This window comes from Thermoleptolyngbya sp. M55_K2018_002, assembly GCF_015295965.1.
GTDB lineage: Bacteria > Cyanobacteriota > Cyanobacteriia > Elainellales > Elainellaceae > Thermoleptolyngbya > Thermoleptolyngbya sichuanensis.
The window spans coordinates 1-14,247 of the sequence record NZ_DVEA01000285.1 but is presented as its reverse complement, the minus strand read 5'-3'; the positions used below and the strand labels follow the sequence as shown (position 1 = coordinate 14,247).

Genomic DNA, 14,247 nt, shown 5'->3' with positions numbered 1-14,247 from the left:
GCGGGTGGCTCAGGTGAATTCACGATGACAGCAGGACGCTTTCAAAGAGCAGGTTCACTAAGACTTTAGCCCAGATGCTTCGATTGAGCCTATGGGGGCCAAAAGGATTTATTGAACGGGATTTTGCCCTGTTCAGAGAGTCTCTGAAATGGGGTCAAAGCGGATACCCAAGCGGATGCCAAAGCTGGCAAACGGAGGCGGACAATTCGCGAAGCGATCCCTGCGGGAATCGCCCAACGATCCCAACTGCCTTCTGGAAAAAAACTGGGTAAAAGTTGCGCTCGCCCTGGGTCGAAAAAGGGGACATCGTTTCGATATGATAATGGAGCTTGTTTTTGAAACCCCGCCAGAGTACCCATGCTGACGCTTAAAGTGATTGTTTATATCGTCGTGCTGTTCTTCATCAGCCTGTTCGTGTTTGGCTTCCTGTCCAACGACCCCTCGCGCAACCCCAACCGCCGAGATCTCGAATAGTTTTTGTCTGAACAACCCTCTGCCCCCAGCCGCGGCAGGGCACTTAATCGTGGGAAGCGTCGTCAAGCGTCGTGACCGACCCCCAGGGCTGCTCGCATTCAGGGCTGCTTGCTTGACCTGATGGTTTGACTTAGTTTTAGCTGCGTATGCCCGTCCCGGTTCCGCCCCCTAGCTTCCCACCTCCCCCTGCTGCGATTGTCGATATTGCGCCTGCTGCCCCGGTTCAGGAGCGCGATCGCCTGCCTGCCGATGCATCTGCGACCGCATCTGATTCGCGTCCCCTGCCAGAGCCAGGTTCAGGGGTTCGGTGGTCATCACGGTCAAAGTCTGCAAGCACCGGATCAGCCCCATCGACCGCTGAAGTTACGCCCAAAGAGTTTACGCCCGAAGGATCTGCGCCCGGAGGATCTACGCCCAGATCAACAGTCGAGTCGATCAGCGCATCATCGCCTGGGTCGGTTGCGGATGTGGCTTCACGATTCCGCACCCCAGGAGCCAGCGCCTCGCCGACTCGTCCTGCCCGACAATGGCTGCAAACTCGTCAGGACGGGATAGCTGGTGATTCCCACAGGGATCGCTTTGTGAATCGCCCCGCTGCTCCTGCCACCTCTGCCGAGCCAGCCGATCTCATCCCTACGGCGCAGTCCGTTCCCACATCGAATCAGGGAAGCGACCTGGGCCGCTGTTTTCTTTCGTCGGGCGATTCCCGCAGAGATCGCTTCACGACTCGTCCTGCTCGTCTCAGTGGCCGTCTGCCTGCCACGCCGCCGCCTCTGCCTGCCGTCGCCAATGCCCAGTCCGCCGCAGCCCTGGGTGTGCCGCTGTCGGTTAACGTCGCCCCAGCGGTTGCTCCAGGGACAGACGGAACGGTGACGCTTCCTGTTGTGGAATCTGGTTCGGGTTTAGCATCCGTCCCAGAATACCTTCCCGCGCTGACACCGGGGACTCTGCTAGCCGCTCCGCCCTCCGCCACAACGATATTCCGCTCTGCACCGCCGCACCTGGCTGGTGACTGGCGACTGTTTGGAGAACCCCGGCAGCCGATTGAATCGCCCGTTGCATCCCTACAGCCTGCGATTACGCCGTCCTCGCTGTCATTTCGCCCCTCAATCCTGAGCGCTGAGGCGATTGGGGGACGGGAAATGGGGCCGATGGAGGGCGATTTCCGCAGGGATCGCTCCGCGAATCGCCCCCTGTCCGTCCCTGCCGAGCGCCAGCTTCCCAGCCAGACCTGGGCTGTTTCCAGCAATCCCATTCCCTTGCTTGCAGCGCTTTCCAGCCGCAGCGACGCAAGTACCGTTGCCCAGGCTCCTCCCCCGTCGAACCAACCCCCCAATCCAGACAGTGCCCCAAACCTGCCCGCGCCCATCCCGTTTCCAGAAACCCTGGAGCAAGACCCCGATTCGGGCCGGCAAATTCTGCTGATTCCGCCCCCAGACGACGGGCCCGACCCGGCGACCCCGCCGCCAGACGGAGAGGCCCCGGTCGATGTGCCAGCCGCTTCCCCGTCGCCGCCGGCTTCTCCCAGCCCTTCTCCTAGTCCTGCTGCGACGGATTCAGCAACGCCCACCAGCCTGACCGATCTGGTGGAAATTCGGGGCGATCGCCAAGACTTTGACACCCTGCGCGAGGTCTTCTCCGCCGAAGGCAATGTAGAAATGCGTTTCCGGCGGGCGGTGCTGACGGCAGATCGGGTGCAGGTGAATTTGCAAAACCGCATTGCGGTGGCCGAGGGCAATGTGCAACTGGTGCGGGGGGCTCAGATTCTTCAGGGCGATCGCCTCGTCTACAACTTTGTGCAGAGCGAAGGCACGGTGGACGGAGCTAGGGGCGAAATCTTCTTGCCCTCCAGCGGCACGGATCTTACCCTGCTATCGCCGCTGGAGGAAGCCGCTGCGGGCGCTGAACGACCTCGCCCCACGCCCCGTCCTCCGGGTGCGCCCCCTGTTTCCAGTCCCGGTGGCATCCTGGTAGAAGTGGGGGCAAACCTGGATCAGGGGTTGGCGCTCACGGGGCAGCGCGAAGGCGAACTCACCCGCTTTCGCTTCGAGGCTGAATCTATCGAGTTTTTTCCCGACGGCTGGGTTGCCCAAAATGTTCGCCTCACCAACGACCCCTTTTCGCCACCCGAACTGGAACTCCGCACCCCCGAACTCACCTATACCCAGTTCAACCCGCTCCAGGCGGAGGTTCGCGCCCGCAATCCCCGGCTTGTGTTCGACCAGCGCTTCAGCCTGCCCTTTTTGCAGAACCGGGTGGTGATCGACAATCGCCGCCGCCAGCCGCCCCTGCTTCGGTTGGGCTATGACGAAGAGGTGGGCGGGCTATTTGTGCAAGCGCCGCTGACGGTGATCAACCAACCCCGCGTGCAGTTTGTGCTTGCGCCCGCAATTCTGCTTCAGCGAGCCGTTACAGACAACAACTTTAATTTCTTTGATCCCAGCAGCATTGGGCTGTTGGCGCAGTTGGATGCCACCCTCGGCCCCTCCACGTCGCTGGTGGGCACGGCGACCTTTGGCACGCTTGATTTGGGCAATTTAGAAAACAGGGTGCGGGGCAGTCTGCGGCTGCGGCAGCAGGTGGGCATTCACCAACTGGCGCTGGAATATAGCTACCGCGATCGCCTGTTTAACGGCACCCTTGGGTTTCAGAACGTGCAGAGCAGCCTGGGTGCTGTCTTTTCTTCCCCCAACATTCCGCTGGGCACGTCCGGCATCAACCTCAACTATCAATTCAGCGCCCAGCTAATCAACGCCAATACAGACCGTCTAGATTTGCTTGACCCGCCCCTAGAGCGCCGCAACGATCGCGTCACGCTGGGTCGATTTCAGGCCAGTGCAGGGCTAACGCGGGCCTTTTTGCTGTGGTCTGCGCCGCCCCTGCCGCCCACTGCTGAAGGGGGACTGCGCTATTCGCCCACACCCATTGTTCCCAACCTCGTCGCCGTTGTCGGGTTGCGCGGCACTACTGCCTATTACACCAGCGAAGACAGCCAGAGCAGCCTGACGGCCTTTGCCAGCCTCCAGGGGCAGTTTGGTCGGTTCTCCCGAAATTTTCTGGACTACACCCGCTTCAACGTCACCTACTCTAATGCGATTGTGGAGGGGGAATCTCCGTTTCGATTTGACCGGATTGCTGATCCTCAGGTCCTGTCCTTTGGGCTGCTGCAACAAATCTACGGGCCGATTCGAGCAGGCTTTCAAACGTCAATTAACCTTGACAAGCGGGAAGATTTTGACACGACCTTTTTCCTGGAATATAGCCGCCGCACGTATTCCATCATTCTGCGGGTCAACCCCGACCGAGAGGTGGGATCGCTGGGCATTCGGATTAACGACTTTAACTGGACGAATCCGCCGGAACCGTTTTCGGGGCAGCCTCAGTAGAAGGGGGAAGAGGGAAGAGGGAAGAACGAAGAGGGAAGAACGAAGAACGAGTTTTTGGGGGGAGGCTTTAATTGCCTTGAGAGGACTCGTCTTAAAGGGAATTTGCCTTGGGAGAATCTGTGTTTGGGCGATCGCCCCTGGATGGCTGACCTGGCAAATTTGGGAAGCGGCTCTGCGAAATCTTGATCGGAGATGATTACATTTACCCTAAATTATGGAAGGGCCGGGCCCAAAGCAGTTTAGCTAAGAATAGGAGCGAAACGAGGGGGAACGGTCGAAGGGCACTATTCCGGGGGCGATCGCCACGCTTGATAGTGCCTCTTGCAAGCCGGATCTTACGCCGGATCTCACGCTAGATTTGGCCGCCAGCGACCAGCCCTGACCGCTCCTCCAGCTTCCGTGCCGAGAGTTTGTATCCTGAGTATCCCTTGAGAGAGTTCGAGAACCCATGCAACCGCATCAACACCTGCGTCGTACCAAGATTGTCGCCACGATTGGCCCTGCCACCAGCAGCCCCGAAGTTCTACGCAGCCTGATTGAAGCGGGAGCCACCACGCTGCGCCTGAACTTTTCCCACGGCACCCACGAAGACCACCAGCGCAATATTCGCACCATTCGCCAGGTGTCGTTTGAACTCAACCAGCCCGTGGGCATTTTGCAAGATTTGCAGGGCCCCAAGATTCGGCTGGGAAAATTTGAGCAGGGCCCCATCACGCTGAAAAAAGGCGATCCCTACATCCTCACCAGTCGCCCCCTCCTCGGCACGCAGGACATTAGCTCCGTGACCTACGAGCCGCTGGCGGAAGAAGTGCCCGTCGGCGCGACGATTTTGCTGGACGATGGGCGGGTCGAAATGCGGGTGGAAGCAGTAGACCTCGACCAGCGCGAACTGCATTGCCGCGTGGTGGTGGGCGGCGTGCTGTCCAACAACAAGGGCGTGAATTTTCCCGGCGTGTATCTGTCGATCAAAGCGCTGACCGATAAGGACAAAACCGACCTGATGTTTGGGCTGGATCAGGGGGTGGACTGGATTGCCCTCAGCTTTGTCCGCAATCCGCAGGACATTCTGGAAATCAAAGAAATTATCTCTAGCGCCGGGAAAGACGTGCCTGTAATCGCCAAGATCGAAAAGCACGAGGCCATCGAGCAGATGGAGGCAGTGCTGTCGATTTGCGATGGCGTGATGGTGGCGCGGGGCGATCTGGGCGTAGAGTTGCCCGCCGAGGAAGTGCCGATTTTGCAGAAGCGGCTGATCGCCACGGCGAATCGTTTCGGGATTCCCGTGATCACCGCTACCCAGATGCTCGACAGCATGGTGAGCAATCCCCGTGCTACCCGCGCCGAAATCTCGGATGTGGCGAATGCGATTTTGGACGGCACGGACGCGGTTATGCTGTCCAACGAAACGGCGGTGGGCAAGTTTCCGGTAGAGGCCGTCGAGACAATGGCGCGGATTGCGGTGCAGATTGAGCAAAATCTGGCGATCGCCCGCAATGTAGACAGCAACTCTGGCGGACACTCCATCCCCAATGCCATCAGCCAGGCCGTCGGGCGCATTGCCGAACAACTCCAGGCCGCCGCCATCATGACCCTGACAAAAACGGGAGCCACTGCCCGCAATGTGTCGAAATATCGCCCTGGCACGCCCATCCTCGCCGTCACGCCCCACGTCGATGTGGCGCGGCAGTTGCAACTGGTTTGGGGCGTGCGGCCGCTGCTGGTGCTAAACCTGCCCTCAACGGGGCAAACCTTCCAGGCCGCGCTCAACGTCGCCCAGGAAAAAAACTTTCTCAAAGAAGGCGATCTCGTCGTCATGACGGCGGGAACCCTACAGGGAGTATCCGGTTCTACTGATTTGATCAAGGTCGAAGTGGTGACTGCGGTGCTGGGGCGCGGCATCGGCATTGGGCAGGGGCTAATCAGCGGCCGCGCCCGCGTTGCCCGCAGCAGCAAGGAAGTGAGCAACTTCAACTCTGGTGAAATTCTGGTTGTGCCCAACACTGGAGCCGAATACCTGGATGCCATCCGCAAAGCCGCAGGCATCGTCACCGAAGACGACAGCCTTACAGGCCACGCCTCCGTGATCGGTCTCCGCCTGGGCATTCCCGTTATCGTCGGGGTCAAGGATGCCGCTCAGGTGATCCGCGACGGCACGCTGCTGACCCTGGATATCCAGCGCGGACTGGTTTATTCCGGTTCGCTAAATGGGCAAGCTGATCCAGGGTTGTAGGCTCCGATCCCTGCCCCACCCTCCCATCTGCCTTCGCGTCCCAACCCTCCCCCATCATCCACTCCTATGATCCAGCCCATCTCTCCGGCCCAGGCGCGACAGGCACGGCAGCAGTTTGCTACGCCGGAAGATTACCTGTCCTACGAGTTGGGAAAGGCGGTGCAGGAGTTGCCGCCGCTGTATACGCGGTTGCTGGCGGGAACGCTGTCGGCGCTGGTGTTGGGGGCGATCGCCTGGGCCCATTTCAGCAAGGTAGATGAGGTGGCAACGGCGCAGGGGGCACTGATCCCCGCGCAGCAGATTCGCCCAATTCAGGCGCTCCAGGGCGGCAAGATTGAGAACATTCTGGTGAAGGAGGGCGATCGCGTCGAGCGGGGCGACGTGCTGCTGGAGCAATCGACCGAGGTGAGCCAGGCCGAAATTGACCGACTGCGGGAAGCCGCGACGCTGATTCGCCAGGACATTGCACGACTGGAGGCCGAGCGCACAGGGCAAGCGCAAACGGGGGTCGCTCTGCAAGACCAACTGCTGGCCGCGCGGCGGCGCGAGTTTGAGGGACGGCGGGCGGCGGCCGAGGCCGAGGCGCAGGGACAACAGGCGGCGATCGCCGAGTCTAGGGCCCGCCTAGCCCGATTGCAAGAAAACCTGAGCAGCGCCCGCGCCAGCTTGGCCAATGCCGAAGAACGAGAGCGCAGCCTGCGGCCCTTGGTGGAACCTGGCACAGGAGCCGTTCCCCGGTTTGACTATTTGGAGGCGAAGGATCGACTAACCCAGGCGCAAGATCAAATTGCCTCACTCCAGCAAGAAATCGTGGCACAGACCCAGGCCATCCGACGAGCGGAGGAAGCCTATCGCAGCGCCCGCCAAGCCGCTGACCGCCTCGGTGCCGAACGCCAGAGCGAGATTCTGGCGCAGCTCAACCAGCGGCGCGAAGAACTAGCGACGGTTGAAGGACAGCTCGCCCAGGCGACCCGCGCCCAGGAACAAGATACCGTCCGCGCTCCCGTGACGGGCACGATCTACAACCTCCAGGTGACGCTGGCAGAAGGCACTGTGCAACCCGGCAAAGAACTGATGTCTATCCTGCCGGAGGACAGCGAACTGCTACTAGAGGTGCAAATTCTGAACCGAGATATCGGTTTTATTACGCCAGGGATGCGGGCCAAGGTGAAGCTGGCCACCTTCCCGTATCAGGAATTTGGCACGATTGAGGGGGAAGTAGTGCAGATTAGCCCCAACGCTACCATCGACCAGGAACTTGGCCCGGTGTTCCCAGCGACGATTCGCCTGAGCCGGACTCAGGTGGCCGTGTATGGACAACTGGTAGACCTGACCCCAGGCATGGCGGGCGTAGCGGAAATTGTGACCCGCCAGCGGACGATTCTCACCTTCTTGATTGAGCCGATTACGCGCCGATTTGATGAGGCGTTTCAGACGCGCTAGGGTTCACAAGCGTCGGTCGCACAAGCGGCATCCACAGAGTCGGTCGCACAGCGCGATGGGGGTGCCAAGTGACCCTTTGCCACCAGTCGCACAAGCGGCATCCAAAGAGTCGGTCGCACGAGCGGCATAAAAACAAGCGGCATCAGAAGAGGAGAAGAAGCGCAGACGTGATGGGGAGCAGGGAATGGGTGCAAGGTTCAGGGATAGAGGCGCTGCGGGGCGGACTGGTGGTGTCGTGTCAGGCTCCGGCTGATTCGCCACTGCATGAGCCAAGCGTGATTGCGGCGATCGCCCTTGCGTCACAAAACCAGGGAGCCGTCGGGGTTCGCATCGACACGCCCGCCCATGTCGCCGCCGTGCGCCAGCGGGTGCAGGTTCCCATTATTGGTCTGTGGAAGCGTCAATTAGACGGCTGCGATGTGTACATCACGCCCCAGTTTCAGCACGCAGCGGCGATCGCCCAGGCAGGTGCCGACATCATCGCCATTGATGCTACGCTGCGTCCCCGTCCCGACGGAGAAACGGTTGCAAGCCTGATCCAAAAAATTCACGCCGACCTAGGCAAGCCCGTAATGGCAGATGTGGATACGCTAGAAAGCGCGATCGCCGCCGCTGCTGCCGGAGCCGATCTGGTGGGCACAACGCTCTACGGCTACACGGCCGAGACGCGCCATCTAAAGCCACCGGGCTTTGACCTGCTCAGCCAACTGTGCAAAACGCTATCGATCCCCGCGATCTGTGAAGGAGGCATCGCCTCCCCCGCAATGGCTCGAACAGCCCTCGACCTTGGCGCGTTCTCGGTCGTCGTGGGCACGGCAATCACTGGCATTGATTTGCAGGTCAAAGCCTATTGTGAGGGGCTGCGGCAGGATAGCGCAGCAGACTGCTGAGCCTTTTAGGGACGCTTCTGGTTTCTGATTCTGATCTCTGATTCTGATTTCTGATAGAAAACCCTTCTAGCGTCCCTTCACCGTTTCTCTGATAGCCACACGCTGAAGACGCTCCCCTGACCCAGCGTCGAGCGAACGGCGATCGCCCCGCCATGCGCTTCCACAATTCGCCGCGACAGGTACAGCCCTAGCCCGCTGCCCGCCCGCTTGTGGTTGCCCTGGCGATAGCGCTCAAACAGAATACTCTGGTCGTCATGCGGAATGCCGGGCCCCGTGTCTTGCACCTCCACCAAGACCTGGCGAGGGGCATCGCCGTTGGCGGCAGAGGCTTCTGCATCGGCAGCGACCCGGCTGAGACGCACGGTCACCGATCCCCTGTCGGTGAACTTAATGGCGTTGCCGAGCAGGTTTATAAACAGGCGGCGCAGTTCCAGGCGATCGCCCATCACCACCCCACCGCCCTCTGTGCCATCCACCATCTCCAAAGCAAGCTGCTTGTCCTGCGCCCAGGGCATCAGTTCCTGGCACACCTCGCGCAAAATCTCCGGCAGGTGGCACGGGTCAAACAGCATGGTCTTCTCGCCTGCGTCGTGGCGATACACCTCCAGCAGCGTGTTGACCATTTGCAGCAGGTTTTGGTTGCTGCGGATCATAATGGCGATCGCGTCGTTCATTTCTGGCGTAATCGAACCAAAGGCATCCTGCTGGAATAGCTTCAGCATTCGGTCGGCAGCCACTAGTGGCGTTCGCAAATCGTGGGTCAAGCGCGAAACAAAGTCTTCCCGCTGGCGGGCAAGCTGCTCTCGCTGACGCTTGGCTAGCTCGGCTTCCTGCTCTGCCTGATGAATTCGGAGGGCGTTGCGGAGAATACGCGCCAGCACCTCTGGCGACACTTTCGACTTGGGCAGATAGTCTGACGCGCCAGCCTTCATTAGCTCTACGGCAATTTCCTCATCGCCCTGCCCCGTCAGCACGATCAGCGGCGTTTTGTCGCCCCGCCCCCGCACGTCCTGCACGACCGCCAGCCCGTCCCGATCGGGTAGGCGATAATCCAAAAACACGCAGTCATAGGTGCGCTCTTGGAGTGCGGCGATCGCCGCTGCATAGTCCCCCGCCTCGATCAGGATCATGTTGATGCCTGCATTTCGGAGCGATCGCCGCACGGCCATCCGGTCAATCTCGTCGTCATCCACCACCAGCAAAGACAATGGGGCATCCAGTAGACTGCTCTGCCGTAGAGCATCCGTTGCAGCATTCAAAGACATGATTCACGCGCCTCTCGATTGAGGGAGGGTCAGGTTATGAAGACGCTAAAGAATCAGCTAGAGGCATCAGCTAGCAGAGTCCCTAGACCGTCTGTAAAGCGCTGCTGACTAGGGCAACTCGCACAGCATCCAATAGCGATTGAGCGTGGCCATTGTTTCAGCAAAATTTGTGAACGTAACGGGCTTCAAAATATAACCCGCCACATTTAGATTGTAAGCTTCAACCCGATCCTTATCCTGATTGGAAGTCGTCAACACGATGACCGGTGTTTTTCTTAATTCTGGATCGGTTCTCAACTCGTGTAAGAACTCGATCCCGCTCATTTTAGGCATATTTAGATCCAGCAAGATGAGCCGACGAGTCGGCGGCACGATGGCTGGATTACCACTCTCGCTTCGCAGCATTGACAGGGCTTCGATTCCATTCGTCGCAACGTACAGCGGATTGGTGATGTTGTTTTTCTTGAACGCTCGACGGACGTTCATGACATCTACTTCGTCATCTTCTACGAGGAGAATGTTGATAACACGCTCTTGGACTTGCATAGCTCGTGACACGCTAAACTAACTTTCAGAACTCTCTAGATTTTTCTATTCAAAAGTCTTTTAATGGCAGTGAAATAACAGAAGTGAAACTCATTGCAAAACCGCAAACCTGCAAATACAGTTTCGTAAAATAATCTGAAAGTGGACTGACCCATTTTGGGTTTTTAGAAAAGCCTCTTGTCAAAAAAACTTCTAACTTGAACCCCTCTTGCTACTCTGATCAGGCTTGGACAGACCAAAGATTTCGACAGATTTTGACATAGTAAAGCCTGGATACCCAGCCCCTTCTAGCCTATCGTCCTCTCCATCGCCCTCTAAGAACCTGAAGAACGTTGAAGCTTTGAGAACTTTGACTAAACCTTTTTGACTAAACCTTACTGAACTAGTAGTTTAATGCCTGACCCACCTCCCCAAAGCCTGAGAAATCCGTTAATTTCCTAAACTTTTGACGAATTTAGCCAGTATAAGAAGGGATTTGAATTAGCAGCACTCCATCTCTAACCTGTAGGCGAGTCAGGCTAGTGAGGAGCGATCGCCATTCATGCGCGACTCGAAATAAACTCGATATCGCATCGCCCTCTCATCATTAAGCACTCCATCATTCAGCAGCCCGCCATATCAGCATTCCGTCACGCTATTAGCGGGCATTTCCGAACTCTGCTGAAAACTGCTGCACATCCGGGGGCGATGCGACTGCTGCGGAGGGCACAGCGATCAAGAGCAGCACAGTCTTAACTCAGAAGGTTTGCGCTTTTGGAAAATCAGTGCAACCTGGGGGTAGAGCTGCACTAGCCACAAGCAGCAAGCCTTTACTACCATAGCTAAATTTTATATAAGCGATGATATCTCTGCCGTCATCCTAGAGTTAGAGTTTTTTATTGACAAAGGGGCAGTCTCCCGATGCACCTACCGCAATCAGCCTGGATGCCTGAAGGAGCCATGAATTTCGGGCGAGCCAGAACAGCACCCGATGCTTTGTAAAGCAGTCAGGACTGGGTATACAGCGATTCTAGGCAGTGTCTTAAAACTTTCTAGGTCGTTGATTACCTTGAGTCGATCCCCCTAAATTCCCCTTAATCAGAGGGACTTCCGGAGCGGTTTGGCCCAGTTCCCCCCTTGTTAAGGGAGGCTAGGGGGGATCGAAGGGTTTTAAAATACGCCCCAGAACAATCCTAGACGGTTATTTATTCCCGGTTATTTATTCCAGGTAAAGTAGAAGGTCGTGCCTGCGCCCTCTTCCGAATCTAGGTGAATCGTGCCTCCTTCTGTTTCCACGATGCGCTTTACGATGGAAAGCCCCACGCCTGTACTTTCCTTAACATCGCGGGCCTGGAGCGTTTGAAAAATCATGAAAATCTTGCGGTGATATTCCGGCGCGATGCCTGGACCGTCGTCTGCTACGGAAAACTCGTAGCGATCGCCCAAATCTTTGACCCCGATTCGCACTTGCCCATCCGGCCGGTCGTGATGCTTGACCGCGTTGCTGATTAGGTTGGCAAAGACCTGTCGCAGGGGCAGCCGCTTGGTAATCAAGGTCGGCAGGTCGGGCGGGATCGTAATGGTAAACGTGTCGGGCGGGTCGATGGAATCAATGACCTCATCGAGCAGCACCGATAGGGACACCCGCTCCACCGGAGACTCCACACGCCCAACGCGGGAATATTCCAGCAGCCCGTTGATCAGCGCTTCCATACGATGCACGCGCCCCCGTAGGAGGTGAAGCTGCTGCTGGTTTTCCGGGGGCAGTTGTCCCGACAGGTCTTCTTCGATCCATTCAGACAGGTTGGCGATCGCCCGTAGGGGAGCCTTCAGGTCGTGGGACGCGACGTAGGCAAACTGTTCCAACTCGCGGTTGCGATCCTCTAGCATTTCATTCGTCTCAGCCAAATCCCGCGTCAAGCGATCCAGTTCATCCGCCCGCGCTTTGAGCTTGGCCTCTGTTTCCAAAAACTGAGTAATGTCGCGAATAATCGCAATCCGCCGATCTTCGAACTGAATCTCGCTGAGGGAAATCTCCAGCGGAAACTGGGAACCATCTCGTCGTTGCCCGATGACTTGGTGCGGTTGTCCCGGCTGAATCCGCGCAAGCGCATGACTTCCCATCCCATCAGACCCGGCAACCCCAACCCCTATAGCCTCAGACCTTGCAGCCTCAGACTCCGCAGCCTCAGACCCCGAAACCTCAGATTCCGTAACGTCGGACTCACCAGCCTCAGAACCGGGGAACTCAGGATCAATCACCACGAAACCCGCAGACGTAGAATCCAGGGTTTCTAAATCGACTGCCTCTTCAGAATTTGCGGCTTCCGATTCAGAATTTTCAGCTTCTGAACTGTCCGCCTCGGAAGTTGCAGCTTTCGGAGGAGCCGCTGCCAAACTGGTAACTTCCGAACTGGTCGTCTGAGAGATTGCAGCTTCTGAACGGGTTGCCTCAGAGATCAGCGACTCCTGTGGGGCTAGCAGCACGTCCAGCGGCCGCCCTTCGACCTCGTGCGCCTGGTAGCCAAACAGTTGCTCTGCTGCGGTATTGAAAATCTCGATTTCGTCGTGTTCATCCAGCGTCACCACGCCATCTACCACGTTGCCCACAATCGCCTGAAGCAGCAATCGGCTCTCTTTCAGCAGTTGCTCTCGGCTTTGCAGTTCACGGTCGAGCTGACGAAACAGGTATACCGCTGCCGTGGATGCCATCAGGCTCAATCCGGCCGTTAGCCCAATGATGCTAGAAGTTATATTTAGTAATCGAGAACGCTCAATGGTGTAGGCATTGAGCCGAAGCTGTTCTTGCCTTTGCAACTGGGATACAAATTCCCGCGCCTGATCAACCGTTGCCTTGCCTTCATCTAACAAGCCGACGAATGAAGGGGCCGTAATGGGAACGTTGGGCTGGGTCGTTAGTGTGTTGACTGTATCATCTAGTAGCCCCATGCTCCGGTCTACTAGCTGTTCTATCTGAGCCACGTCCGCATTGCGGCGATCGCGCTCTGCCTCAGAAACCCCGTATTGGTAGCTCGCCTCCAACCGAGCCAAGCTGTCATCTAAGCTAGCTTTAGCTCGTTTGTAAGGAGCGAGATAGCTGGTATCGCGCGTAATGCCGTAACCTCGAACTCCGGTTTCTGCATTGAGCAAGTCAATCAGCACATTATCTGTAGCGGTAATCACGTCTCGTGTGGCCTCGATCTGCCGTCGAATGCTGCCCAGCATATTCATCGACCAAATCCAAGACCCAAGGGCGATCGCCAGACAAGTTGCCGGAATCGCGGCGATCGCGGCTCCTCGATAGGCAACTGGCAACCTCGACCAATTGATAAAAACTTGCCGATTGAGTTCTGAAACCTGCTCCTTACCGCGCCTCATGCTGTCCCTATTAGGTTCATAGCTGCTGAGGCTGAGACGGGTTCTCAGAGAGTCCAGCGGCTATCAATTCCCTTCCTCAGCTTGCAACTATTCTTAATCTTGGCAGTTTAATGGATTCCCTGCGCTATGCCTTAGGGAGTATCTTTTTCATCCTGTGCAAATTTAGTCTCTCTCTGCTGACGGATGACGAGAGTGAAAGTTGCAAACCATAATGCTGCCTATCTTGCAGTTTGGAACGGAAACTCCAGACTTGGCATTCAAGCTAAAAATTTAGGTCATAAGTCAAGCGCCGAGGTTGCCTACAGCATTATTTCCGAGTCGATTGGCTTCTCTGAGATGGCTGGTCTAAGCGAACTTTTCTAGCGGGTCTAGATATTTGTTTAGGTAGAGGCTGCATGATGCTTCAGATAGATTTCTCACACTAGTTTCAACCAAGTCCTTCAACCAAATCTCTAAGAGGATGTTTGAAAAGTTCCACTGTTTGTAGAAAAGCGTGCAAGATCTCCCTAAATCCCCCTTAAAAAGGGGAACTTTAAGGCGGTTTCCCCCCTTTTTAAGAGGGGCTTAGGGGGGATCTCTGAGTGCTTAACATTACAGGCGATACCTTTTCAAACACCCTCTAAACGCATACAGCGTTTAATCATCCAGTAATCATC

General features: G+C 57.2%; 9 protein-coding genes. 5 read left to right on the top strand and 4 right to left on the bottom strand.

The genetic code is table 11. From position 1 onward, the window contains the following. Positions 1 to 357 precede the first annotated feature (357 nt). A complete protein-coding gene (locus IGS51_RS14780; RefSeq protein ID WP_068509295.1) occupies positions 358 to 474 on the top strand; it encodes a photosystem II reaction center protein I in 117 nt (38 codons plus the stop codon). A gap of 168 nt (positions 475 to 642) precedes the next feature. On the opposite strand, the gene IGS51_RS14775 is transcribed toward IGS51_RS14780, so the two are convergent. Continuing rightward, positions 643 to 789 (bottom strand): hypothetical protein, encoded by a 147-nt coding sequence (locus IGS51_RS14775; RefSeq protein WP_297079330.1) that lies wholly within the window; start codon positions 787 to 789, stop codon positions 643 to 645. Positions 790 to 941: 152 nt separating this feature from the next. On the opposite strand from IGS51_RS14775, the gene IGS51_RS14770 reads away from it, so the two are divergent. The 4 genes from IGS51_RS14770 (at position 942) to IGS51_RS14755 (ending at position 8,423) form a co-directional block, all read left to right on the top strand. Then, the gene (locus IGS51_RS14770) at positions 942 to 3,860 is read left to right on the top strand and encodes a DUF3769 domain-containing protein (RefSeq protein WP_297079328.1); all 2,919 of its coding nucleotides are present in this window, start codon (positions 942 to 944) and stop codon (positions 3,858 to 3,860) included. A gap of 448 nt (positions 3,861 to 4,308) precedes the next feature. After that, positions 4,309 to 6,090 carry a pyruvate kinase gene (gene pyk / locus IGS51_RS14765; protein WP_297079326.1) on the top strand — a complete coding sequence of 594 codons (1,782 nt, stop codon included), beginning with the start codon at positions 4,309 to 4,311 and terminating at the stop codon, positions 6,088 to 6,090. 66 nt (positions 6,091 to 6,156) lie between these two features. Continuing rightward, the gene (locus IGS51_RS14760; protein ID WP_297079325.1) at positions 6,157 to 7,533 is read left to right on the top strand and encodes an HlyD family type I secretion periplasmic adaptor subunit; all 1,377 of its coding nucleotides are present in this window, start codon (positions 6,157 to 6,159) and stop codon (positions 7,531 to 7,533) included. 188 nt (positions 7,534 to 7,721) lie between these two features. Next, positions 7,722 to 8,423, top strand: a complete 702-nt coding sequence (locus tag IGS51_RS14755) for an N-acetylmannosamine-6-phosphate 2-epimerase (protein WP_297079323.1) — start codon at positions 7,722 to 7,724, stop codon at positions 8,421 to 8,423. 77 nt (positions 8,424 to 8,500) lie between these two features. Here the strand turns inward: IGS51_RS14755 and IGS51_RS14750 are convergent, their stop codons facing one another. The 3 genes from IGS51_RS14750 to IGS51_RS14740 form a co-directional block, all read right to left on the bottom strand. Next, a complete protein-coding gene (locus IGS51_RS14750) occupies positions 8,501 to 9,688 on the bottom strand; it encodes a hybrid sensor histidine kinase/response regulator (RefSeq protein ID WP_297079320.1) in 1,188 nt (395 codons plus the stop codon). 108 nt (positions 9,689 to 9,796) lie between these two features. Beyond that, positions 9,797 to 10,234: a response regulator gene (locus IGS51_RS14745; RefSeq protein WP_297079318.1), complete on the bottom strand. Its 438-nt coding sequence runs from the start codon at positions 10,232 to 10,234 to the stop codon at positions 9,797 to 9,799. A 1,194-nt stretch (positions 10,235 to 11,428) separates the two neighbouring features. Beyond that, a complete protein-coding gene (locus IGS51_RS14740; RefSeq protein ID WP_297079316.1) occupies positions 11,429 to 13,591 on the bottom strand; it encodes an ATP-binding protein in 2,163 nt (720 codons plus the stop codon). Positions 13,592 to 14,247: the final 656 nt, after the last annotated feature.

Excerpts from the sequence above, each read along its gene's own strand:
- IGS51_RS14780 (WP_068509295.1), top strand. The coding sequence starts at position 358 with ATGCTGACGCTTAAAGTGATTGTTTATATCGTCGTGCTGTTCTTCATC.
- IGS51_RS14775 (WP_297079330.1), bottom strand. The coding sequence starts at position 789 with ATGACCACCGAACCCCTGAACCTGGCTCTGGCAGGGGACGCGAATCAG.
- pyk (WP_297079326.1), top strand. The coding sequence starts at position 4,309 with ATGCAACCGCATCAACACCTGCGTCGTACCAAGATTGTCGCCACGATT.
- IGS51_RS14760 (WP_297079325.1), top strand. The coding sequence starts at position 6,157 with ATGATCCAGCCCATCTCTCCGGCCCAGGCGCGACAGGCACGGCAGCAG.
- IGS51_RS14750 (WP_297079320.1), bottom strand. The coding sequence starts at position 9,688 with ATGTCTTTGAATGCTGCAACGGATGCTCTACGGCAGAGCAGTCTACTG.
- IGS51_RS14745 (WP_297079318.1), bottom strand. The coding sequence starts at position 10,234 with ATGCAAGTCCAAGAGCGTGTTATCAACATTCTCCTCGTAGAAGATGAC.
- IGS51_RS14740 (WP_297079316.1), bottom strand. The coding sequence starts at position 13,591 with ATGAGGCGCGGTAAGGAGCAGGTTTCAGAACTCAATCGGCAAGTTTTT.